Raw genomic sequence first — 24154 nt, 5'->3', positions numbered from 1 at the left:
TGCAGAAGTTAAGATCACGAAACAAAAGGGAAACTGAAGCGAAACTGCCCGTCCCTAGGCTGGAAGCACAAGTTGCGGAGATCCGTCTGCAACATCTGCGAAAGGCCCACCAGTGACCGGACACACTTCAAGTACAGAGAACCCGCGCCGCATCGTTGTCGTCGGAGGCGGCCCTGCGGCCCACCGTTTCGCCGACGCAATGTACAACCGCGGTCTTGAAGGCTGGCAGGTTACGGTGCTCACCGAAGAAGCCCACCTCCCCTACGACCGCGTTGCGTTGAGCAAGGCATTGACGGAAATGGACGTTGACCTCACGTTGGGCGAGGCGTCCATGTGGGACCACGAGGCATTGACGCTGAAGACCGGCGAGCGCGCCGTCAAGATCGATGTCGCCGCCAAGAGCGTCCTCACGGCCGCAGGGAACAAGTACGAATACGACCACCTGGTGGTGGCTTCTGGTTCAAACGCTGCCCGCCTGCCCATTCCCGGCAACGAGCTCACTCACGTTTACCGCACGCTTGAAGACGTTTGGGCCATTAACAAGGCCATCGCCGACCTCACGGAAAAGCTTGGCCGCAAGGTCAACGCGGTCACGATTGGTGGAGGCCTCCTCGGCCTTGAGTCCGCGGCCGGCACGGAGCAGCTGGGCGCCAACCCGATCGTCATCGACGGCTCGCAGTGGCTTATGGCCACCCAGCTGGATGAAGGCGCCGGCCAGGCGATGGGCCGCCTGATCAAGGCCAAGGGCTTCGAAGTGCACAGCGGCGTCTTCCCTTCCGAGGTGTTGTCCGACGACGACGGCCAGGTCACCGGAGTCCTCATGGCCGACGGCCGCACCATCGACGCAGATATGGTGATCGTAGCCATCGGCGTACGGCCCCGGGATGAACTCTTCCGCGCCGCAGAGGGTGAAGAGCAGCTCTTCTCGCTTGGCCAGCGTGGCGGCGTGGTCATCAACGACTACTGCGCCACAGAGGTCGATGGTATCTGGGCCATCGGTGAAGTAGCCAACTTCGGAGGCATGTGCCTGGGCCTCGTTGCCCCCGCCAACACTATGGCCGAGATCGTTGCAGACCGCCTTCACGGTGGCGAGGCAACGTTCCCGGGATTCGATACGGCCACCAAGCTGAAGTTGTCCGGCGTGGATGTTGCGAGCTTCGGTGACGCCTTCGCCCGCACCGAGCACTCGCTCGAAATCGTCTATGCCGACCCCGCCCGCGGCGTTTACCAGAAGATCGTCACCACTGACGATGCCAAGACCCTCCTGGGCGGCATCTTCGTCGGCGACGCTTCCCCTTACATGAGCCTGCGCCCGCTGCTGGGACGTGAACTGCCCGCCGAGCCCGGCGCCTTCCTGAGCGCTGCCGGTGGCGGCGAGGCTCCGGAAACCGAACTTCCGGACGATGCAATCCTGTGCTCCTGCAACAACGTGTCCGCCGGAACCATTCGCGACACCGTCAACGGTTGCGGTGCCTGCGAGGGCAACGCTCCGGTCCAGGAACTCGGCGAGCTAAAGGGCTGCACGCGTGCCGGCACCCAGTGTGGTTCCTGTGTCCCCATGTTGAAGAAGATCCTCGAAGGCGAACTGAAGAAGTCCGGCATCGAGGTTTCCAAGGCCCTCTGCGAGCACATCAGCCTGTCCCGCCAGGAGTTGTTCGATGCCATCCGCGTCCTGGAACTGACCTCCTTCGAGGAGATCATGGCCAAGTACGGCACTGGTGCCGGTTGCGATATCTGCAAGCCGACCATCGCCTCCATCCTGGCCAGCCAGCACTCCGCTTACGTCCTGGATGCCGGCCGTGGTTCCCTGCAGGACACCAACGACCGTGCCTTGGCGAACATGCAGAAGGACGGCACGTACTCGGTGGTTCCGCGTATCGCCGGTGGTGAAATCACCCCCAAGGGACTCGGTGTCATTGCAGCGGTCGCCGAAAAGTACAACCTGTACACCAAGATCACCGGTGGCCAGCGCATCGATATGTTCGGTGCCCGCCTGGAGCAGCTGCCGGACATCTGGAAGGAACTGGTTGACGCCGGCTTCGAGTCCGGCCAGGCGTACGGCAAGAGCCTGCGCACGGTGAAGTCCTGCGTCGGGTCCACGTGGTGCCGTTTCGGCGTCCAGGATTCCGTAGCCATGGCCATCGCCCTGGAACTGCGGTACCGGGGCCTGCGCAGCCCGCACAAGCTGAAGATGGGTGTTTCCGGTTGCGCCCGTGAGTGTGCAGAAGCCCGCGGCAAGGACGTCGGCGTCATTGCCACCGCTGATGGCTGGAACCTGTACGTGGGCGGCAACGGTGGAGCCACCCCGGCACATGCCCAGTTGCTTGCCAAGGACCTGGATGACGAAACACTGCTGAAGTACATCGACCGCTACCTCATGTACTACATCCGTACCGCCGACCGCCTGCAGCGCACTGCGCGCTGGCAGGAAGAGCTCGACGGCGGCATCAAGCACGTTGAGGAAGTAGTGGTACACGACTCCTTGGGTATCGCCGAAGAGCTTGAAGCCGCCATGGCCAAGCACATCGACACCTACGAGGACGAGTGGGCTGAGACCTTGAAGGACCCGGAGCGCCTCCGCCGTTTCCGTTCCTTCGTCAACGCCCCCAACCAGAAGGACGAGTCCATCTCCTTCGTTCCGGAGCGCGGCCAGATCCGTCCCGCGACGAACGAGGAAAAGGGCGGCGTGCTCATCGCCTCCACCATCCCGGTCCGCCGCGAAACTGTCGGCGCAGAACGCGTCGGCGCAGAGAACTAGGGGTACCCATGCAGCTCACCATTGATCTCACAGGCCGCGAGGTCCTCGTCACGGGATCCGAAAAGGCCGCCCGCCAAGCGGTTCGCCGCTACCAGGCTGCCGGGGCCAAGGTGTTCCGTCTCAGCACGCCTGCGGGCGCACCCGGCGACGGTCCGCTGCCGGAGCGTCCGTTCCTGGTAGCAGTGGTGGACGACGGCGACATGGGCTGGGAGCCGTTGGTGGAACGTTGCGGCGGCGCCGGGATTCCGGTTGCCTTCGAGCCGGCACCAGGCATCGAGGGCCATGTAACCCTGGTGGGAGGCGGACCTGGCGCCTTGGATCTCCTCACGGTTGGTGCGGTGGACGCCCTGCGCGATGCCGACGTCGTGTTTTACGATCGCCTGGCCCCGTACCAGGAGCTGGCCGACCTCACTTCCGGCGAGTTGGTGGACGTCGGAAAGCAGCCCGGGCACCACAAAGTCACCCAGCGTGACATTGAGAAACTCATGGTGGAAGCCGCCCTCCTGGGCAAGAATGTGGTCCGGCTCAAGGGCGGCGACCCTTACGTCTTCGGCCGCGGCGGCGAAGAAGTGGCCGCCTGTGTTGCCGCCGGCGTTCCGGTCCGCGTGATTTCCGGCGTCACCAGCGCTATCTCCGTTCCGGCCGCAGCCGGGATTCCGGTAACGCACCGCGAGGTCAGCCACATGTTCACGGTCGTTTCCGGGCACGCTCCCCTGACGGAGAAGGAACACACGCACCTGGCAGGACTCGGCGGCACGATCGTGGTCCTCATGGGCATCGGAACCCTCCCTCAGCTTGCCGCCGGCCTGCGCCGCGCGGGCATGGAATCCGACATGCCGATGGCCGTGGTGGAGCGCGGCTACCGCCCGGGCCAGCGCACTACCATCGCCGATCTGGGTACGATCGAAACGGCAGCCACCGGCTGCAGCAACCCGGCCGTGCTGGTCATAGGCGAGGTGGTCCGGGTGGCTGAAGCCAACCGTAATCATGCCGAAGCATCCGCTGAACTGAGCCGACTCGCGGCTTCGCTCCTTGAAGCCTGAAAGTAAATCAATGACTGTTGCACGTGCCTTTGAAATCCAAGACGTCACAACCGCCACGGACGTTTCAGAAGCTACCGAAGCGCCGCTGGACGGGTTCCGCATCGGCGTCACCTCGCATCGCCGTTCCAGGGACCTCATCGAGGCCCTGGAACGCCGTGGTGCGAGCGTGCTCCATGCTCCGGCCTTGAAGATCGCGCCCGTGCAGGAGGACATGGTCCTCATCGAGGACACCCGCACCATCATTGCCGCCAAGCCTGATATCTGCATCGCCACCACGGCCTACGGCATGCGCCGCTGGTGCGAGGCAGCCGACTCCTTCGGCATCGGCGAGCAACTCCTGGAAACACTCTCAGCCTGCCGCATGTTCGTTCGGGGACCCAAAGCCCGCGGTGCCGTCCGCGCGGCCGGCCTTGCCGACGTCGGCATCAGCAGTGACGAAACCACAGCAACACTTGTGGATATGCTCCTGGCGGAAGGCGTCCGGGGCAAGACCGTTGCTGTGCAGCTGCACGGCTACACCGACGTGCGCCAGCTGGAGCGCCTCCGGATGTCCGGTGCCACCGTCTTGACGGTGACGCCCTACCGTTGGGTCAAGCCCGACGGCGAGGACAAACTGCCGCGCCTGATCGAGGCCGTGTGCAACGGCAACCTTGACGTCCTGACCTTCACCAGCGCCCCCGCAGTGGACGCAATGTGGAGCACCGCGCACGAGATGGGTCTGTACCGCCAGCTTATTGAAGCGCTCAAGGGGCCCGTGACGGTCGCCGCCGTCGGGCCCGTCACCGCGCAGCCACTGGTCGACGCCGGGCTGACGCCACTCATTCCCGACCGCTACCGCATGGGCGCGCTGATTCGCCTGGTGACCGAGCACCTGTCCCTGAACCATGTGCGCCGCCTGGAAACCAAGAGCGCCACCATCGAACTCCGCGGTCGCTGCCTGCGGATCAACGGCGAAGTGATTGATCTTGCGCCAGCCCCGCTCCTGCTGCTCCGGGCCCTGCTCGGCGCTGGTGGTGCGGTGCTGTCGCGTGAAGCGCTCTCGGATCTCCTGGACCTCCGCGGTTCCGTGCACGCCTTGGACATGACCGTCAGCCGGCTGCGTTCCTCGCTTCCGGACGGCAAGCTCATAGAAACCGTCGTGAAGCGCGGGTACCGGCTGCGGGCTTAGGTTCGTCCCCCAAGAAAGCACCGCGACGTCCAGGGCGTTGCGGTGCTTTTTTGCTTGACAGTTGCAAAACGTTTTAGGTAATGTGATCCAAACAACATCCAAAACGTTTTGCAAAGGACTGTCGATGACGACGAGGGTAGGTATCCGCGAAGTGGCGAAGGCTGCCGGCGTTTCAATCACCACGGTGTCCCATGCACTCAACGACGCCACCAGCGATCGCGTGAACCGCAAAACGCAAGAACACGTACGGGCAGTGGCCAAGGACCTGGGCTACGCCCCCAATCGCCTGGCGAGCGGACTGCGGAACCAGCGTTCGCAGATCATCGGCCTCGTCAGTGATCAAATCACCACCACACCCTTTGCCGGGGCCATGATCCGCGGCGCCCAGGAAACCGCCTATCAGCGGGGCTACCTGCTGATGGTGCTCAATTCGGGGCTCGACAACGATCTTGAGAAACACGAGATCCAAACCCTCCAGCAGCACCAAGTGGACGGGATCATTTACGCCCGTATGTACCACCAGGGCGTCACGGTTCCGGAAGAACTCTACGAAGTCCCTACCGTGCTGCTGGACGCGGCCTCCGCTGACAGTTCAATCTCCTCAGTGGTCCCGGATGAAATCGCCGCCGCAGAAAGTGCAGTGGAAATCCTTGCTGCTGCAGGGCATACGAGGATCGGGATGATCAACAATATCGACGACATCCCGGCCACGCACGGACGGCTGGAGGGCTACCGAAACGCCCTCATTCGCAACGGGCTGCCGGAAGATCCCCGACTCGTCGCCTCTGCGCTCTCGGACACTGTGGGCGGCAGGCAAGCAGCGGCACAACTGCTGTCCTTACCTGATCGCCCCACTGCCCTGTTCTGCTTCAACGACCGCATGGCCATGGGCGCCTACCAATCAGCTTCCGCAGCAGGCCTCCGCATCCCGGAAGACCTCTCTGTGGTGGGAATGGACAACCTCGAACTCATCGCAGACTCGTTGTGGCCGGGGCTGACCACGGTTGCCCTTCCGCACTACGAGATGGGGTGCTGGGCCGTTACCCGGCTTCTGGACGACATTGAAAAGCCCGGCACGCCGCCGGGGCAGAAAAAACTCATCTGCCCTGTCATAGAGCGGGGCTCGGTGGCACCACCCACTGACATAAGCCACTAACCCACGCGAAAGACCACGTCAAAACACGACGTCACAACACCGGATTCCACAAAGAAAGGGACGCAGCCGTTGCAGCGGCTGCGCCCCGAAGGACCCGGGTCAATCATCCACACCCAAAAACAGCAGAAAGATTGAGAATCATGAACACACGATTCACACGGATCCTGGCAACCAGCATAGCTGCGGCGGCCCTCGTCGGCAGCCTGGGCGCCTGCAGCAAGGGCAGCTCCTCGTCCACAAGCGACAGCCCCAAAGAGATCACCATGTGGACGCACGCCGCCGGAAACCCGGAGGAACTGGCGGCAACCCAGGCGATCGTGGACTCCTATAACAAAAGCAGCGGCGCGAAGGCGCAAATCAAGGTGCAGGCTTTCCCGCAGGAGTCCTACAACGATTCCGTCGTTGGGGCCGCGTCAGCCGGAAAACTTCCCTGCATCGTGGACATTGACGGACCCAACGTTCCCAACTGGGCATGGGCCAAGTACCTGGCGCCGCTGAAGCTGTCCGCGGACCTTTCCAAGAACCTCCCCAGCACCGTTGCCAAGTGGCAGGGCGATACCTATGCGGTTGGGTACGGCGACGTCGCCTTGTCCATGTTTGCCCGCAAATCCGATCTCGCTGCGGCGGGCGTCCGGGTCGCCACCCTTGAGAAGCCATGGACAAAGGACGAGTTCCAGGACGCGTTGACCAAACTCAAGGCACTGGGTAAATGGGATTACCCGTTGGACATGGGTACTGCCGGAACGGGCGAATGGCTGCCCTATGCGTACTCGCCGTTCCTGCAGTCCTTCGGCGGAGACCTGATCAACCGCCAGGATTACCAGTCGGCTGACGGAGCCCTTAATGGCGACAAAGCTGTGGAATGGGCCAAATGGTTCCGCGGACTGGCGGATCAGGGCTTCATGGCGACGAAGAGCGGGAAAGACTCCACCCAGGACTTCCTGAACAACAAGAGCGGCCTCCTCTACACCGGTTCCTGGGCCGGGGACAAGGCCCGGGCCGCCCTCGGAGATGAGCTCGTCGTCATGCCCAGCGTGGACCTGGGCAACGGTCCCAAGATCGGCGGAGCTTCCTGGCAGTGGGGCGTCACCAGCGGCTGCAACAACATGGATGCCGCGATGGACTACCTGTCCTATTCCTTGAAGCCGGAAAACGTGGCTTCCGTCATCAAGGCAACGGGAGGCATCCCCGCCACCAATGAAGCCGCCGCCCTGATTCCAGCGTTCGCCGAGGGCGGTGCCAACCGTATCTTCATGGAGTTCTCCCGCGAGTACGCGGTATTGCGGCCTGAAACCCCGGCTTACCCGTTCATCGCCACCGAATACGGCAAGGCTGTCCAGGACATTCTGGCCGGTGCGGATCCCAAGGCGGCCCTGGACAAGGCGGTCAAGGCGATCGACGCCAACATCAAGTCCAACGGCGGCTACAAGAACTAGCCGGCGAGCCGAACGGAACGGCGACGGCGGCACTCACCTGCCGTCGTCGTCGGACCTCCCGGCCCCCGACTGTCAACGGAGAACCCCCATGACAACCACCCGAATTCCCCCTGCTTCTGGCCGCCGCCTGGCGGCCCCCGCCTCCGCTGCACCGCCCAGCAAACCCCATCGCCGGCCACGCCATCTGCGCGAGCAGATCGCCGGATGGGGAATGATCGCCCCGGCCGCCGCCCTCCTGCTGCTCTTTGTCTTCCTCCCCGCGATCCTGGGCTTCGGCCTGGCCTTCACCAACGCCCGCCTTGTGTCACCGCGACCTGTTGAGTTTGTCGGTGCCGACAATTTCGTCCGGCTCTTCACGGATCCCACGTTCTGGCGGGCATTGCTGAACGTCAGCTACTTCGCGGTTGTGGTGGTGCCCGTCCAGGCCGGCCTTGCCCTGGCGATGGCACTGCTGATCAACAAGAAGTTCCGCGGCGTGAACTTCTTCCGCACCCTGTACTTCCTTCCCGTGGTGACGTCCATGGTGGTGGTGTCCCTGCTGTGGCTGTTCATGTACCGCAAGGACGGGCTGATCAACGAGTTCCTGTCCGCGGCCAGCTTCGGCCTGATCGATGGCCCGGACTGGCTCAACGATCCGGCCACGTCCATGCCGGCCATCATCATCCTGTCGATCTGGCAGGCCGCCGGCTTCCACATGATCATCTGGCTCGCGGGCCTGCAGAGCATCTCCGGGGAATTGTACGAGGCAGCCCAGCTGGACGGGGCAAGCCGCTGGCACCAGTTCCGCTACGTCACCTGGCCGGGCCTCAAGAACACCCGCACCCTGATCCTGGTGACCATCACCATCCAAGCACTCGGGCTCTTCGACCAGGTCAGCGTCATGACCCAGGGCGGGCCGCTCGATTCCACCACCACCATCATTTTCGAGGCGGTGCGCTCAGGCTTCAAGCAGCAGGAGACATCCTATGCCTCGGCCATCTCCCTCGTATTCTTCGTCCTGGTGCTGCTGATCTCCGCAGTGCAGCGCTACCTGACCCGAGAGAAGGACTGACATGAAAGAGACACTCACATCCAAGGGTCTCAGCAGTGCAGGCACCATGGTTGTACGGATCCTGTTTGCCGTCGTCGCCGCCTTCCCCCTCCTGTTCATGGTGGTGTCTTCACTCAAGCCGGACCAGCAGATCTTCGGGGACATGTCCTCAGTGGCAGCCTTCCTGCCCATCGGCAACATCTCGTTTGACAACTACACTGCTGTCTTTGACCGTGTGCCGGCCGCCCGCTTCCTGATCAACTCCATCGGGGTCTCGGCCGTGACGGTGGTGATGGGCATCTTCATCAACAGCCTGTGCGCCTTCGCTTTGTCCCGGATGCAGGTCCGCGGCAAGCGCATTGTGTTCACGGCGATCCTGGCCACGCTGATCGTGCCCTTCCAGACCCTGGCGCTGCCGCTGGTGTGGTGGGTGAACCAGTTGCCGTTCTTTGAGCTCAATGGGTTCAGCCTGGAGATCTCCAAGGGCTGGCTGGACACCTATCAGGTCCAGATCATCCCCTTCATCGCCAATGCGTTCTCCATCTACCTCTACCACCAGTACTTTGAGTCGATCCCGAAGGAGCTGGACGAGGCCGCAAGGATTGACGGCGCTGGCTGGTTCAAGATCTACCGCCTGGTGGTGATGCCCCTGGCAGGCCCGGCGACAGCCACGGTGGCGATCTTGACGTTCCTGCCCGCATGGAACTCCTACCTGTGGCCGCTCATGGTGGTCCAGTCCGAGGAGCTCCGACCCGTCATGATCGGCATCCAATACTTCTTCCAGCTCAACGTCTCCTGGGGCGAAGTCATGGCTTATGCGTCCCTCATCACGGTCCCGGTGGTGGTGCTCTTCATCGCCTTCCAGCGCTCCTTCATCAACAGCATCGCCTCCAGCGGCGTCAAGGGCTGACACGGCGTGCCCCTCATGCGAAAGGGAAATGCTCCCATGAATACAACCGCCGACCTCGACTGCCGCTACCGGCCCAAGTGGCACTATTCCGCGCAGCGCAACTGGCTCAACGACCCCAACGGGCTCCTCTACTCCAATGGCGTCTACCACCTCTTCTACCAGCACAACCCGGAGGGCGATACGTGGGGCAACATGTCCTGGGGCCACGCCACCTCGGTGGACCTGCTGCATTGGGAAGAGCAGCCCGTGGCCATCCCCTGCGACGATGAAGAAGCCATCTATTCCGGCTCCGCTGTGGTGGATGTCCGTAACACGAGCGGTTTCGGCACCAGCGACAACCCGCCCCTCGTGGCCATCTATACGAGTGCTTACACCTCCGGCTCGCCCATGGCCGGCCTCCAGGCGCAGTCCCTTGCCTACAGCACGGACGACGGCACCACCTGGACGAAGTATTCGGGGAACCCAGTGCTGGACAGGGTCTCCCCGGACTTCCGGGATCCGAAGGTCTTTTGGTACGACGGCGACGCCGGCAGCTACTGGGTTATGGTCGCCGTCGAAGCAGCCCGACGCGAAGTCGTGCTGTACAGCTCACCGGACCTGCTGTCCTGGGAATACCTCAGCACCTTCGGCCCGGCGAACGCCACCGGAGGCGTGTGGGAATGCCCGGACCTGTTTGAACTTCCGGTGGACGGCGACGTCTCCAACACCCGGTGGGTTCTGGTGGTGAACCTCAGCCCGGGCGGTATCGCCGGCGGCTCCGGCGGTCAATACTTCGTTGGAAAGTTCGACGGCGTGACGTTCCATTCCGAAACTACCGTCACCGAAGGTCTCCAGTCCGATGACACCCGGATGGCCGATTACGGCTGGCTCGACTGGGGCCGGGACTACTACGCCGCTGTATCCTTCAGCAACGTACCCGACGGACGCCGGCTCATGATCGGCTGGATGAACAACTGGCAGTACGCGGCTGCCACACCCTCCGACGGCTGGCGCAGCGCCATGTCGCTCGTTCGCGAAGTGAAGCTGGTTTCCCACGGTGGGCGTCCCGTGTTGATACAGGATGCCGTTGACCCTTTCGAAGGCCATGGAACGGAGATGGCACTGGGCCGGCAACGCCTGGAACCCGGACTGACGTGGCTTCCCCAAGACGTATCCGGGGAAGTGCTAAGGATCGATGCCGAGTTCGAGCCCGGGCATGCCGGAAGGGTGGGCATCGTGCTGCGGGCCGACCCGCAGCGAGGGGCTGCGCCGGGTGTCTTTTCCACAGGCGCAGAGCGCACAGTCCTTGCCTATGACCCCGCAACGGCGGAACTCAGCCTGGACCGCACCGAATCCGGGAATGTCGGATTCCACGAGGCATTTCCGTCAGTGGATCGCGTTACTGTGCCGCTGGAAGACGGTCGGATACGGCTTCGGATCTTCCTTGACCGCTGTTCCATCGAGGTCTTCGCCCAGGACGGCAGGGCGAGCATCACCGATCAGATCTTTCCGGCGGACTCCAGTACCGCCCTCGCCCTCTTCGCAGAAGGTGAGGGGGCCAGCCTGGTGAGCTTCGCCGTCGTGCACTAACCAGAGGTTCGCAAAAACGGCCGGAGGGGAACGACGCGTTGAGCGTCGCTCCCCTCCGGCGGTTTTGGAGAAGTAATTAGTTCTTGTGCACCAGGTAGATGGCGCCGGTGGTCACGTCCTCTTCGAGTGCCTCCAGCGTACGTCCACGGGTTTCGGGGACCTGGGTGTAGATAAACACCAAGGCGAAGATGCCCACAACACCAAAGAGGAAGAACGTTCCCGTAATCCCCATCCCGGCAACGAGGGTGGGGAAGAAGAGACCCAGCAGGGCGTTGGCGATCCACAGGCAGAACACGGACAGGCCGATTGCGAAGCCTCGGACGTGGAGCGGGAAGATCTCGGACAGCATGACCCACACCGCAATGTTCAGGAACGTCTGCATGGATCCCACGAATGCAACCACCAGGAAAAGGATCACGAACGGCCTGGCCGCATTGCCCACCGGAAGGACGATCGACGCGATCCCGATGAGGAAGTGGCAAACCGTAGTCAAGGTGAAACCCAGAAGCAATGTTGTGCGGCGGTTGACGCGCTGCATCAGCGTGAGTGCAATGACACCACCGACGACGGCGATCACACCGGGCGCGATGTTGGCGACGAGCGCGGCATTGGAAGTGAATCCCGCCTCAACGAGTACGGACTGGCCGTAATACATGATCGAGTTGATGCCCGTCAGCTGCTGTGCAACGCCCAGGCCAATGCCTACAAGAATGATGCGCAGGATCCACTTGTCCTTCAGCGCGCCCCATGAGGTAGCCCTCGATGCCCTTTCTTCGTCCGCCAGATGCTTCACGTCTGCCATTTCTGCCTCGGCGCGGTCCTCCGAGCGAATGGTCTTGAGCACTGCCAAGGCTTCCGGGTTCCTACCCTTGGAGATGAGCCACCGTGGAGATTCCGGCATCCGCAGCATGCCAAAGAACAGTGCGATGGCGGGAAGAGCGGCAACAGCGAGCATGATGCGCCAGACTCCGCCAACTTCGCCCCAGACATTGCCGATGATGGCATTGACAACAAACGCAGCCAGCTGGCCGATGACAATCATGAGTTCGTTCCGCCCGGCCAGGGAACCACGGATTTCGTAGGGCGCCAGCTCGGCAAGGAAGACGGGCACCACAGTGGAAGCACCGCCAACGGCCAGGCCGAGGATGACGCGCCCGATGACCATTACCTCGAAGCTTGGCGCCGAGACACAGGCCAGCGTACCCATGAGGAACAGCACGGCCAGGAGGATGATCGTCTTCCTACGGCCCCAGCTATCCGAGAGGCGCCCGCCGCCGACTGCTCCGGCAGCTGCCCCAAACAACAGTGAACTGGTGACAATCCCTTCCGTCAGCGGTGTCAGTCCTAGGTCGGTTGTCATTGGCCTCAGCGCGCCGTTGATGACCCCAGTGTCATAGCCGAACAACAGGCCCCCGAATGTAGCCACCAGGGCAACAAGCCCCAAGCGCTTACGATGCGGGCCATTGGTTAGCGGCGGAAGGGCAGCATTGCCGGTTCCTTTGCTCTGCGTTTGCGTAGCAGACATCAGGACTCCTTTGTCGGTGTGTTGCAGGCCATAGTCGCCTGCCCTGAAGTACAGACTAACGCGCGAAAGGCTTAAATGTAAGGTCAAACTAACAAATGACGAATTTTCATTCTTTTCCCCGTGGGAGGATGAACTATGGCTCCCGATTCTCAGCACCGCCCTGCCACGCAAAGCGACGTCGCGCGCGAAGTGGGCGTTTCCCGGACCTTGGTGTCTTTCGCCTTCCGCGGCGCACCAGGTGTCAGCCACGAAACGAAGCAGGCCATCTTCGAGGCCGCCAAGCGTCTCGGGTACCGGCCCAATGCGGTAGCGGCCGACCTTGCACGCAAGCACCGTTCCGCCGTCGGGCTTTATCTGCTGGACATCCGCAACGAGATTTACGCTGACGTCCTCAGCGGCGTCCGCACCGCGCTACCACAAGACAGTAACCGGCTCATCCTAAGCGTTTCGCGGTCCGTGGACGGCGTGGATCCGGGCGCACTGGAGTCCCTGATTGAGGCCCGTGTTGGAATTATCATCGCGGCTACGCTGCTGGACTCAGACGAACGGGTGCAAGAAATGGCCCGGATCGTCCCCCTGGTGAGTGTGACCCGGCCGGTGCACGGCGTGGACAGCGTGTACTCGGATGACCTTGCGGGCGCACGGGCGGCAACCCAGCATCTCCTCGGCCTCGGGCATACGCGCATCGCCCATCTTTCTGGCCCGGTCTACGACGGCCACGTCGTCCGCCGCCAGAGTTACGAGCAGACAATGCGCGACGCCGGGCTCTCACCCCAGACGGTCGCAGCCGAGGACTTCACACCGGATGCCGGACAGCGGGCTGCCGCACAGATGCTGAACCAGCACGACCGGCCGACTGCGATTTTCACCCACAACGACCAGTTGGCGCTTGGCGTTCGCGAAGCCGCCTACGCACGGGGCCTCTCCATTCCCGAAGATTTGTCCCTTGTGGGCTACGACAATACAAGGACCGCCCACCTGCACGGCATCGACCTCACGTCCGTGGACTTGCATGCTGCTGAATTGGGTCGGACCGCCGGCACAGTAGCCCTGGAACGGCTCAATAATCCGGATGCCCCCATCGCCGACGAACGCCTCATGCCGCAATTGGTGGTGCGCAACTCCACGGCCCCGGTCAGGCGCGCGGGGTAGGTTCGTTTACCGGTAGGTTCGTTTACCGGGGCAGGCGGTACCGAACGTGGGTGACGAGTTTGGTGCTGGCCACTTCCGTAGGCTCAAGCTTGAGATTACCCACGCCGTCCAGCAACCGCTCGCCACCACCAAGAGTCATGGGCGAAATGTGGAGCCGTAGCTCGTCCATCAACCCCGCTTGGATGTACTGCCGGGCCGTCTGGGCTCCGCCAGCGATCGCCACGTCTTTGCTTCCTGCGACGTCCCGTGCCTGGGCAAGCGCAGTTTCGATCCCGTCGTTCACGAAATGGAAGGTGGTGCCGCCCTGCATCTCCAGCGGCTCGTGCTGGTGGTGTGTCAGGACGAAAACAGGCGCGTGATATGGCGGTTCCTCACCCCACCATCCCCGCCATTCCTTGTCCCACATGTCTGGGCCCGGTCCCGCGAACATATTCCGCCCCATGATGAACGCACCGGCGGCGAGGATTTCCTCAACCTGGGCCGCGTTGGCTTCGGGCTCTTCAAACATCCATCGGTGCAGAAGCTCTCCGCCGTCGCCCAAGGGCTCCGACATCCGCTGGTTGGGACCAGCAACGAAGCCGTCCAGGGAGATGGTCAAATCGCAGGTCACTTGGCTCATTCGCCCATCATGCCACTGGGCAACCTTCGCCAACCAGGGCAGCTCTCGCCAAATCGGCCACCTACGGCGGAAACTGGGGCTACACATCTCAGGAGGACCACATGACATCCGAACTGCTGGAGCGACTCAACATCCTGGTCGGCGAATGGGAGACCACTGCCCCCGGCATGGACGCCGTGAGCCGGACAACGTTCGAATGGTTGCAAGGTGGCGGATTCCTTATCCAGAGATCCACGGTTGAGAGGCCGGAATTCCCGAATGCCATCTGCACTATCGGCGCTACCGGGTCCGACGGCGCACTTCAGCAGCATTACTTCGATTCCCGGGGCGTCGCCCGCATCCTGGACATGACCCTGGAAGAGAACGTGTGGACCCTTTTCCGGGATGGACCCGATTGGCCGCAACGCTACACCGGCCGGATCAGCGAGGACGGAAACACCATCACGGGCCGATGGGAGCGGGGAACCTACCCAGGCGGACCGCTTGAGCACGACTTCGACCTCAACTTCACGCGCATCCTCCCATGACAGTCGGCGAGCAACGCCGGATCAACGGATAACTCCACCTCATGGACAGATCCCCGGCCCGGTGGGAACATAAGGGCGATAGTCCGGAGGCACCGCCGGTCACGCCGGGGCTGCCTTCAGGTCAGCTTTCCTCTGAGAGGAACGGCCATGGGTCGTCTGGGGACCGGGAACAGCGGGAATACGGGTGCGGAACCCGCAACCGATCCGGCGCGCCACAGTGCAGGCATCGAAAAAGTTGACGCCGTGGTGGTCGGTTCCGGATTCGGCGGTTCGGTGGCTGCCCTCCGATTGGCCGAGGCCGGACAATCCGTGGTGCTCATGGAACGCGGCAAGCCCTATCCGCCCGGCAGTTTCGCGCGTTCGCCGGCGGAGATGGGCCGGAATTTCTGGGACCCGGATCGCGGACTGTACGGGCTCTTCGATGCATGGACCTTCCGGGGCACGGAGGGGTTGGTATCCAGCGGCCTGGGCGGCGGCTCACTGATCTACGCCAACGTCCTCCTTCGCAAGGACGAAAAATGGTTCGTCAACGAGTCCCCCATTCCCGGCGGCGGTTACGAGAATTGGCCTTTCACACGGGCGGACCTTGATCCTTACTACGAGACCGCAGAAGAGATGCTCCAACCGGTCCGTTATCCGTATGACGACACGCCTAAAACCATGGCAATGGAGAAGACCGCCGCAACCCTTGGCCTACCCATCAGCAGACCACCCATTGCCGTCACCTTTTCCACGGACCCCACCAAGGAACCGCAGACAAACAGGCCACTCCCCCTCCCGGCCTACGGCAGCATCCACGGACCAAACACCATCCGCACCACATGCACGCTCAGCGGTGAATGCGATATCGGCTGCAATGCCGGCGCCAAGAACACCCTGGACCACAACTACATTTCGGCGGCCGCTCATCAGGGGGCGGACATCCGCACGTTCCACGATGTCCGCGGGATCAGGCCACTTGCCAGGGGAGGTTACGAAGTCCGCTACGTGGTCCACGATCCCGAACGCCAAGGCGAGCTCCTCAAGGAGCGGATCATTCACTGCCGCCGGCTCATCCTTGGCGCCGGCACCTTCGGCACCAACTTCCTGCTCCTGCGCAATCGAAGCTCCCTGCCCGCCCTTAGCGACGCCATAGGCACCCGTTTCAGTGGCAACGGCGACCTCCTGACGTTCATCATGGACGCCAAGACACCGGCCGCCAACGGATCCCCACCCGGAGTGCGAACACTCACCGGCAGCCGCGGACCCGTCATCACCACCGCGATCAGGATCCCCGATTCCAACGACGACGACGGCGATGGTCGCGGCTACTACGTGGAGGACGCCGGGTATCCAGCCTTCATTAACTGGCTCATGGAGACCGCCCAACTCAGCACCACCGTCAAACGGACAGCCAAAGTTGCCCGCCAATTGCTGATGGACAGGCTGTTCGACGCCGGGCGCTCGAACGTCTCCGCCGACCTCGCCGCTGCGCTGGGTGACGGCCGCCTGTCCTCCAGTTCGGTGCCGCTGCTGGGGATGGGCCGAGATATCCCCGACGGCGTCATGACCCTTCGCGACGGAAGACTCGCCATTGCATGGACCATGGCCACGTCCAAGGACTACTTCGGACGCGTCCGCGGAACAATGTCCGAGATCGCCAAGGACCTCGACGGAGATTTCGTAGACAACCCGCTGTGGTGGGCCAAACGTGTCATCACGGTGCACCCCATCGGCGGGGCACCATCGGGCCGCCACCCTGGCGAGGCGGTGTGCGACTCCTACGGCGAGGTGTTCGGTTATCCCGACCTGTTCGTGATGGATGGGGCAGCCATGCCTGGCCCGGTGGGCGCCAACCCTTCACTGACCATTTCCGCTTTTGCCGAACGTGCATGCCGTCACATCCTGGAGAACGCCCACAGTGCCGGACACAGGGGAATTACCCCCGCCGATGCTGCTGGAAGTGACGACCTGGCCAGTGATGACTCGGCTGGCGCTGACAGCCGGGCCAACGACCTCGACGCTTCGGCTCCACGCGAATTGGCGCCGGACGCTACCAAGGGCAAGGGCGCGCCCGAGGAGCGGCCCGCGAGCGCGGTCGCAGACGGCGCAACCGCCACGACGGCAGCAAGGAGCCGTGGTTTGGGGCTGCCGCGACCCCAAGACCAGCAACCAGCGGCGACAGACGCCACCACCTCTGTGCGTTTCACGGAGCAGATGCACGGCTGGTTCAGTCCCGGTCTCAGTGATCCGGAGAAGGGGCGAAGCCTGGGCAGGGACCGGAGCCGCAGGATCATGTTCGAGCTGACGATTACCGCCGAGGACATGCACGCGTTCGTTGAGGATCCGAGCCACCCTGCCAAGGCCGAGGGCTATATCCTCGCAGACTACTTCGGCGGCCGAATGCCGGTGGAACGTGGTTGGTTCAACCTCTTTGTGGAGGACGTTTCCGACGACGGCAGGCCGGCCAGGCGCATGCTGTACCGGTTGTGGCTGCGGGACCCGGGCGGAACGCCGTTCACGTTCACCGGGTACAAGCTGATCCATAACGAGGCCGGGCTGGATATTTGGCAGGACACGACCACGCTGTCCGCCACGATCCTGCGCGGCCATGTTCCGCCGTCGGAAGCGGTTGACGTTGAGGAGCCAGGCGGGCAGGAGCCAGGCCAGGAGGATGTCTTCGGTGCCGGCATTCTGTACATCCGCCCCTTGGACTTCGCCAAGCAACTGACCACGTTCCGTGCCAAGGGCCCGGCGCCGGCCGCGGGTTTGGCGTCCTTCATGAAATTGTTCGCCGGTGAGTTGTGGGAGGTCTACGGGCGGGGCCTCAAACGGGTCCCGTTCCCGGTCCGGAGACCACTGCGACGGCCACGCAGATGAAGAGCTGGGAGCTTGCGAAGCACCGTACTGTCCTGGGCTTCACTCCCCAGGCAGCGGTTCGCTGGCTCTCGCCGATGTCGCTGGCACGGACGGCATTGAAAGTCATGGCAGCCACTGTGTTCGCAGACTTCGGTGACAAGAGGGAACTTGAGGGGAGCTTCCCTGCCGATCAATTGCGCCTGGATAAACTCCCGGTCCCCGGCCAACCAGCCCAGCCGCCGGTCACGAGCCGCGGGCTTCCAAACCCCGGAGAGCTTGAGGCATCCCGCACCACAAAGCCCGACGAGCCCTTGAGCCCCGCTGATCTGTGGCTCGATTACACCGCAGATCTTGGCGACGGCTTCGACGCGACCTACTCCGTCGCAATGCTGCTCGCCCAGGACAAGGTAACCGTTCAGGGCCATGAGCTCCCCCGCGGAAGCGTGCTGGTCCTCGGGGGTGATGAGGTCTACCCCGTCGCCTCACCAGCTGCCTACGAGAATCGGATGGCAGGACCGTACCGGATGGCGCTGCCCACCAAGCACAATCCCACACCCATCATGCTCGCACTCCCCGGCAACCACGACTGGTACGACGGCCTGACCTCGTTCATCCGGATGTTCACCCGGCAACGAAGCATCGGGGGCTGGCGGACCATCCAGACGCGCAGCTACTTTGCGGTCCGGCTCACAGGGCAATCCCCTACGCAGGTTTCCGGCGAACAGCAGCAGGGTACGCCCGGCTGGTGGCTCCTGGGCCTGGACAGCCAGTTGGGGCAGTACATCGACGAACCACAACTGGACTACTTCTACCGGAATGTCACGCTCCAGCTCCAACCCGGAGATGCCATCATCCTGTGCGTAGCGGCTCCCTTTTGGGTTGACGCCGAGCACCCTGGGCCGAACGAGTTCAGGCAGGTCAACTTTTTCGAACAGGATTACCTTCGCCGTCGGTTCAATCCCGAGACCGGCCTGTTCGAGGCCACGGGCGCAAACGTCCGGCTGTGGCTCACAGGCGATCTGCACCACTATTCCCGCTACGAGGAGCAAACGTCTCCTGACGAACTGGGCACGGATGAATCAGGCGCCCAAAACCTCCCACCGGACCCAACAAGAACGCAAATGATCACCTGCGGCCTGGGCGGTGCGTACCTTTCAGATGCCCATTGGCTCCCGGAACACCTCGCCCTTCCGGGCGACGCGAACGCACCTGGCCTGTCCTCCAGCGTCACCCAAACCGCAAACCCTCATGGCGACCACGAAGAAGAAACAACCCGCCACTTCACCCGCATGCCCACCCTCTACCCGGATCAGGCCGATTCCCAGTTGCTCGGTCCGAGGCTTGCGAACCCCTTCTCGCAATACTGGCTTCCCATCCGCAACCCTGGCTTCGGTTTGTCCCTGGGCATTGTCCACGTCATCGCTGCACTAACGCTCTGGACAGTCTTCAGCGCATTCCGCGGGGAATCGTTCGTGGACAGCCTCCGCAGCCTGACCCACGGAAACACCCTGCTCCTCGTCGTTGTCCTGATCCTTGCGGTGCCGCTCCTGCTCGCAGTCGTGTCACTGCTTGCACGATCCCTCGGGCTGGCGAAGGCAGGAATCGTGGTCTTCACCCGTGGCGCGCTCTACCAGCTGTCCGCCCTTGCGGTGAGTGCCGCCGTCGTGATCCTGCTTCCCTGGCCCAACGGCTGGCCCGACGTCGTGATTCTGCTGCTGGCGCTCGCGCTGGTGTACCTGGGTGGTTGGGCGCTTGGCAGTGAAGCCTTCGCGCTGTTCATCCTGGCGACGCCCAGCGGCGAGGTCTCTACCTGGAAAATGTCCGGCCAATCCATCGAAGACCACAAAGGATTCCTGCGCCTCCACCTCGCCGCCGACGGCAGTCTCACTGTCTACCCGCTGGTGGTGGATACAGTCTGCCGCGATTGGCAGCTGGTACAGAACGACGACGGCGCGCGGCTGGTTCCGGAATCCGGCCTGCCAACCGTGCGGCTGCTTGAAGAACCCATCACCATCACGCGGAAAGGAACCGCACCATGATCATCACCCGTGCCGAACATCGGACAGAGGTCATCCCGTTCCGTGCCCGGGACAACACCCCTTTGAGCCTGGTCCACGTGACATCTCCGGTGGAGGCGACCAAAGGGCCGGTCATGCTGGTCCATGGGTCCGGCGTGCGGGCGGAGCTGTTCAGGCCTCCGGTCCGGACCACCATCGTGGATGTCCTGCTGGAGGACGGATGGGACGTGTGGATGCTGAACTGGAGGGCGTCCATCGATCTCGATCCCCTGTCCTGGACGCTCGCCGACGCCGCCGTGTACGACCACCCTGCCGCCGTCGAGCATGTGCTGACTGCGACTGGAGCGGACACGATGAAGGCTGTCATCCACTGCCAGGGATCAACCTCGTTCACCATGTCCGCCGTGGCCGGTCTCCTGCCTCAAGTGGACACCATTGTCTCCAACGCGGTGTCCCTTCATCCCGTGGTGCCTGCGTTCTCGCGGCTCAAGATCGACTACCTGACACCCGTGGTCAAAGTCTTCACTCCTTACCTGTCCCCGGCATGGGGCTACAAATCGCAGGGCTACTTCACGCGGGCCATCCGCGGCCTGGTCAAAGCCACCCATCGGGAGTGCGACAACATCGTCTGCAAGATGGTCAGCTTCACCTACGGCAGTGGCCGCCCGGCGCTCTGGGCCCACGAAAACCTCGACGACGCCACTCACCAATGGCTCAGCGGCGAGTTCGCCGAGGTCCCGGTGACGTTCTTCGAGGAGATGGGCCGCAGCATCAAAGCCGGGCACATGGTAGCTGCCGGAAACCATCCGGAACTGCCGAAGAACTTTGTGGCCGAGGCTCCCCAAACCGATGCACGGTTCGCGTTCATCGCCGGGCTGGACAACCTCTGTTTCCTTCCCGAAAGCCAGCAACGCACCTTCGACTTCTTCCAAAAGCACCGGCCCGGGAAGGACTCGCTCCACCTCATCCCCGGCTACGGACATCTGGACGTCTTCTTCGGTCAGCATGCCTGGCAGGACACCTTCCCGGTCATCGTGGAGGAGCTCAACAAAACCCAGGAGCCACTGTCATGAAAACACTTACCGAACTGGTTACTCCCCTGCTCAAGCTCATGCCGTCGCCGGTTCCCCGACGCCAGGAACGCCTCCGCGGCCAGCACGCACTGGCCGATGGCATCAAGTACGTCATGCCGGTCAATTCCGACGACTCCCCGGTGCTCATGGCGGCCTTCCCCATCAACAAGAAAGCCGCAGCGGCCGCACTCCCCGGCACCGAGATGCGGCCCTTCAGCCTGGGCGGCAAAGGGCTGCTGGTAGTCACGGTGGTCAATTACAAGTCCACGGACATCGGCAAGTACATCGAATACTCACTGGCCATCGCCATCACCCACGGCAGCAGGCCAGCCCCGCCCATCCTCCCGCTGATCTTCCAGAAAACCTTCAAGCTGGGGCAGTTCGTGGTGGACCTGCCGGTCAGTTCGGAGGTTTCCGTCAAGGGTGGAAAGGGAATCTGGGGCATGCCGAAGCACCAGGCCAACCTGGACTTCGTCGTCACTGACTCCACAGTGTCAGCACAGTACGACAAAGATGGCCAACTCGGTTGCTACATCGAGATCGAACGTCCCGACCCACTTGGCCTGCCACTGAAGCTCGCTGCGTCGAACTACTGCGTCTTCCGGAACATGCTCTGGAAATCGGACATCTACTTCGAAGCTACCGGAGACATCGCCCTCGGAGCACAGGCCAAGGCACGCCTCATCCTCGGTGACGCGCCCGGCGTCGAGCCTTTGAAGAACCTGCAGGTGGAAAGCAAACCCGTGTTCACCGCTTGGCTGCCGCAAGCCCACGGTGTCCTGGACGACCACTACGAAGCCTGGTTCCTCACCGCACCTACAGAATCCGCCGCAGCAGCCATTCGCGGAGGCGACATGCTGGACAGCATCGTGAACCTGGGCCAGAGCCAGGAATGGCTGACCCCGCCGGACCGGAGCAGGATCGCAGGGACGGCGCCAATGGGCACAGCACGAGACTCCGGCGCCGTACCTCGCGCCACTCCGGGAAGCCTCCAATGAACTGGCTACTGCTCATCAACGCGCTCTACTTCCTGTTCGGCGCCACGATGTACGTGGGCACCATGTGGGTCCTCAAATTCTTCCTGTACCCCACATGGCGTTCGCTGGCCCGCGAGAACGTCGACATGCACTTCGGCATCCCCACCCGCGCAGCCACCAAGTTCTTCACGGTCGTGGTGCCCATCATGTTCATCTCAGGCGGCATCCTGGTGTGGTCCGAGTGGGGCACCATCCGTGTCATCCCAGCCATCATCTGCCTGCTGGGAATCATCGTCCTGACCTGGGTGGGCCAAGGCATCATCATCCCCATCAACAAGCGCATCCGCGGCGGCGACTTCGCGGACGACGCCGAACTCCGCACCCTGCTGAAACGCTGGATGATGCTCAACGACATCCGCTTCTACGTCTCCACGCTGACGTGGGCGGCCATGGTGTGGCTGCTCGTGGACCGTGGACGCCTGCTGGAGTCCTTCGCATGAGCGCCCAGCAGCCGGCACAGCCCACGCCCCATAACCAAACTCACCATCAAGCGCGACGCCCCGGCGTGTTGGCTTGGACCACCGCCGATCCACTGCGCGCCATCCTGGCAGCGATCGCGATCATCACGGTGCTGACCGGTGCCGTGCAGGTCCCGTTTGGCGGACAAATATTGCCCTTGATCGGCGCCGACCCCACTCCTGGAATGCGGCAACTGTTCGGCACAGTGGGCATGTTCATGGTGGTGGTTGGCGGACTACTCCTGCACACCCTGCTGAACCCCGCACCCTCCCCCGAGGTGGTGCTCTGGTCCGGACTGCAAAAAGCCGGGGCGTTCGGCGCCGTCGGCATCGGGGTACTGAACGGAGTCTTCTCACCCATCGCGCTGCTGGTGGCCTTCTTTGACCTCGCGACGGCGGTACTCCTGTTCGTCTATTGGCGCAGGATCAGTGGGGGCATGACCGGAGGAACCGGACTGTGAAAAGGTCATTGGTGCTCGCCGGTGGCGGCATGCGCGTGGCCTGGCAGGCCGGCGTCATGCGGGCGCTCGCCGAAGAAGGCCTGGAGTTCCAGCATGTTGACGGCAGCTCCGGCGGGATCCTGACGGCGGGGATGCTGCTGTCCGGGGTGTCGCCGGAAGAAATGTGCACCCGCTGGTCCAGCGTGAACGTGAAGGACTTCGGCTCGGCGCTGCCGATCGGTGACTACCTCAAGGGCCCGTGGGCGCTGCCAGCTATTGGGGACGCGGACGGCATCCTGAACAAGGTCTTTCCCGCACTCGGGATCAATGATGCGACTATCCGGGGCCGCGCTGCGGAACCGGGCGCCGTCGAAGGTTCCTTCAACGTCGTGGAATTCACCGAAAAGCGCTGCCACGCCATCGATGCCACCGCCATTGACGCGGAGCTTATGGCCGCGGGAATGTCACTGCCCATCTTCCTGACACCGCTGCACCGGGACGGGAAGATCTGGACGGACGCCGTCTGGATGCGCGACGCCAATGTAGCCGAAGCCCTGCGTCGGGGAGCGGAGGAAGTATGGCTGATTTGGTGCATCGGCAACTCGCCCTATTGGGGTGACGGGCCCTTGGAGCAGTACGTGCACATGATCGAAATGAGCGCCATGGGAGCCCTCCTTGCTGATTTCGAGGCTGCGAGCGCGGCTGGACGCGAGTTTGTGCTGCACGTGGTGCGTCCTGAGCATCCGCTGCCGCTGGATCCCGAGTTCTATCTGGGAAGGATCGACGCCGATACCCTGATCGGCATGGGATACCGGGACGCCCGGGCGTACCTGGACACGATGACGACGGCCGGCGTCCCGAAAGATGCCAGTTGCACCGCCATGACAGAACCGGCTGCGGGTGTCCGTTTCAACGACACCTTACGCGGAGAACTGGGGGGCTCACCCCTGACGTTCAAAGCCACCGTCATGCTGCCCACGGCGGGGTCCACTGTGCCCCCACAGTTCACCGGATTCCTGGAGCACCCGCTCTTCGACGGTCGCGTCTTTTTCTCGGATGGACGCGTTGAAACAGAAGGCCACGACATCACGTACCGTGCCCGGATCAGGCTCGACGGCGGGTGGCAGGACGTGTCCCTGACCCGCACCTTGCGGGACGATCCCGGTCCGGATGCCTGGACCGACTCGCGCCAGGCAGTATTGCAAGTGGACGGGTTGCCGGCGGGAAGCCTGACCGCCGAGCTGACCATGAGCCTGGCCGACGCCGCGGGACTTCTGGCCTCGGTGGAGCCAGTGGGTGCCCACGGCTTCGTTGACCGGGCAGAGGCCGTGGCCAGCTTCGCCGCCAACGGTTTTCGGGAGTTGCTCGCACGGTACTGAACTCCACTGTGATCGCTA

19 protein-coding genes are annotated in these 24154 nt (G+C 63.1%); 17 read left to right on the top strand and 2 right to left on the bottom strand.

From position 1 onward, the window contains the following. The first annotated feature begins 112 nt into the window (after positions 1-112). The 8 genes from nirB (at position 113) to AC1DD5_RS06350 (ending at position 11070) form a co-directional block, all read left to right on the top strand. Complete coding sequence (gene nirB / locus AC1DD5_RS06385) at positions 113-2758, top strand: nitrite reductase large subunit NirB (RefSeq protein ID WP_477520895.1); 2646 nt, start codon at positions 113-115, stop codon at positions 2756-2758. A gap of 8 nt (positions 2759-2766) precedes the next feature. After that, the gene (cobA, locus tag AC1DD5_RS06380; protein ID WP_477520894.1) at positions 2767-3801 is read left to right on the top strand and encodes a uroporphyrinogen-III C-methyltransferase; all 1035 of its coding nucleotides are present in this window, start codon (positions 2767-2769) and stop codon (positions 3799-3801) included. A gap of 10 nt (positions 3802-3811) precedes the next feature. Continuing rightward, positions 3812-4969 (top strand): uroporphyrinogen-III synthase, encoded by a 1158-nt coding sequence (locus tag AC1DD5_RS06375; protein WP_442016804.1) that lies wholly within the window; start codon positions 3812-3814, stop codon positions 4967-4969. Between the two features lie 124 nt (positions 4970-5093). Then, positions 5094-6125 (top strand): LacI family DNA-binding transcriptional regulator, encoded by a 1032-nt coding sequence (locus AC1DD5_RS06370; protein ID WP_442006267.1) that lies wholly within the window; start codon positions 5094-5096, stop codon positions 6123-6125. A gap of 140 nt (positions 6126-6265) precedes the next feature. Next, positions 6266-7561, top strand: a complete 1296-nt coding sequence (locus AC1DD5_RS06365) for a sugar ABC transporter substrate-binding protein (protein WP_442006268.1) — start codon at positions 6266-6268, stop codon at positions 7559-7561. An 88-nt stretch (positions 7562-7649) separates the two neighbouring features. After that, on the top strand, positions 7650-8612 hold the full coding sequence (locus tag AC1DD5_RS06360; RefSeq protein ID WP_442016802.1) for a carbohydrate ABC transporter permease: 963 nt from the start codon (positions 7650-7652) through the stop codon (positions 8610-8612). A gap of 1 nt (position 8613) precedes the next feature. After that, positions 8614-9501: a carbohydrate ABC transporter permease gene (locus AC1DD5_RS06355; protein WP_442016801.1), complete on the top strand. Its 888-nt coding sequence runs from the start codon at positions 8614-8616 to the stop codon at positions 9499-9501. Positions 9502-9537: 36 nt separating this feature from the next. Beyond that, positions 9538-11070: a glycoside hydrolase family 32 protein gene (locus tag AC1DD5_RS06350; RefSeq protein ID WP_477520893.1), complete on the top strand. Its 1533-nt coding sequence runs from the start codon at positions 9538-9540 to the stop codon at positions 11068-11070. Positions 11071-11146: 76 nt separating this feature from the next. Here the strand turns inward: AC1DD5_RS06350 and AC1DD5_RS06345 are convergent, their stop codons facing one another. Next, positions 11147-12595: a sugar porter family MFS transporter gene (locus tag AC1DD5_RS06345; protein WP_477513754.1), complete on the bottom strand. Its 1449-nt coding sequence runs from the start codon at positions 12593-12595 to the stop codon at positions 11147-11149. A 135-nt stretch (positions 12596-12730) separates the two neighbouring features. On the opposite strand from AC1DD5_RS06345, the gene AC1DD5_RS06340 reads away from it, so the two are divergent. After that, entirely contained in the window at positions 12731-13747 is a 1017-nt protein-coding gene (locus AC1DD5_RS06340) for a LacI family DNA-binding transcriptional regulator (protein ID WP_477513755.1), read from the top strand. Between the two features lie 22 nt (positions 13748-13769). On the opposite strand, the gene AC1DD5_RS06335 is transcribed toward AC1DD5_RS06340, so the two are convergent. Next, positions 13770-14366, bottom strand: a complete 597-nt coding sequence (locus AC1DD5_RS06335) for a dihydrofolate reductase family protein (RefSeq protein WP_477513756.1) — start codon at positions 14364-14366, stop codon at positions 13770-13772. Positions 14367-14467: 101 nt separating this feature from the next. Between AC1DD5_RS06335 and AC1DD5_RS06330 the strand changes: the two genes are divergently transcribed. From AC1DD5_RS06330 to AC1DD5_RS06295, 8 genes are all read left to right on the top strand, one after another. Continuing rightward, a complete protein-coding gene (locus tag AC1DD5_RS06330; protein ID WP_477513757.1) occupies positions 14468-14893 on the top strand; it encodes a hypothetical protein in 426 nt (141 codons plus the stop codon). A 147-nt stretch (positions 14894-15040) separates the two neighbouring features. Next, positions 15041-17752: a GMC oxidoreductase gene (locus AC1DD5_RS06325; RefSeq protein WP_477513758.1), complete on the top strand. Its 2712-nt coding sequence runs from the start codon at positions 15041-15043 to the stop codon at positions 17750-17752. After that, a complete protein-coding gene (locus AC1DD5_RS06320; protein WP_477520892.1) occupies positions 17749-19770 on the top strand; it encodes a hypothetical protein in 2022 nt (673 codons plus the stop codon). Before AC1DD5_RS06325 ends, AC1DD5_RS06320 begins: the two co-directional genes overlap by 4 nt. Then, positions 19767-20822, top strand: a complete 1056-nt coding sequence (locus AC1DD5_RS06315; protein WP_477520891.1) for an alpha/beta fold hydrolase — start codon at positions 19767-19769, stop codon at positions 20820-20822. The genes AC1DD5_RS06320 and AC1DD5_RS06315 overlap by 4 nt, the downstream gene beginning before the upstream one ends. Then, positions 20819-21820 (top strand): acetoacetate decarboxylase family protein, encoded by a 1002-nt coding sequence (locus AC1DD5_RS06310; protein WP_442006286.1) that lies wholly within the window; start codon positions 20819-20821, stop codon positions 21818-21820. Before AC1DD5_RS06315 ends, AC1DD5_RS06310 begins: the two co-directional genes overlap by 4 nt. Further along, positions 21817-22299 (top strand): hypothetical protein, encoded by a 483-nt coding sequence (locus tag AC1DD5_RS06305; protein ID WP_431119171.1) that lies wholly within the window; start codon positions 21817-21819, stop codon positions 22297-22299. Before AC1DD5_RS06310 ends, AC1DD5_RS06305 begins: the two co-directional genes overlap by 4 nt. Next, positions 22296-22778 carry a hypothetical protein gene (locus AC1DD5_RS06300; RefSeq protein ID WP_442006287.1) on the top strand — a complete coding sequence of 161 codons (483 nt, stop codon included), beginning with the start codon at positions 22296-22298 and terminating at the stop codon, positions 22776-22778. Before AC1DD5_RS06305 ends, AC1DD5_RS06300 begins: the two co-directional genes overlap by 4 nt. Next, positions 22775-24136 carry a patatin-like phospholipase family protein gene (locus AC1DD5_RS06295; protein ID WP_477513760.1) on the top strand — a complete coding sequence of 454 codons (1362 nt, stop codon included), beginning with the start codon at positions 22775-22777 and terminating at the stop codon, positions 24134-24136. Before AC1DD5_RS06300 ends, AC1DD5_RS06295 begins: the two co-directional genes overlap by 4 nt. The last annotated feature ends 18 nt before the right edge of the window (positions 24137-24154 follow it).

The sequence above is a fragment of the Paenarthrobacter sp. 10L420 genome (genome assembly GCF_056395385.1).
The sequence above is the reverse complement of the archived record's forward strand: the minus strand, read 5'-3'. Positions and strand labels throughout refer to the sequence as shown.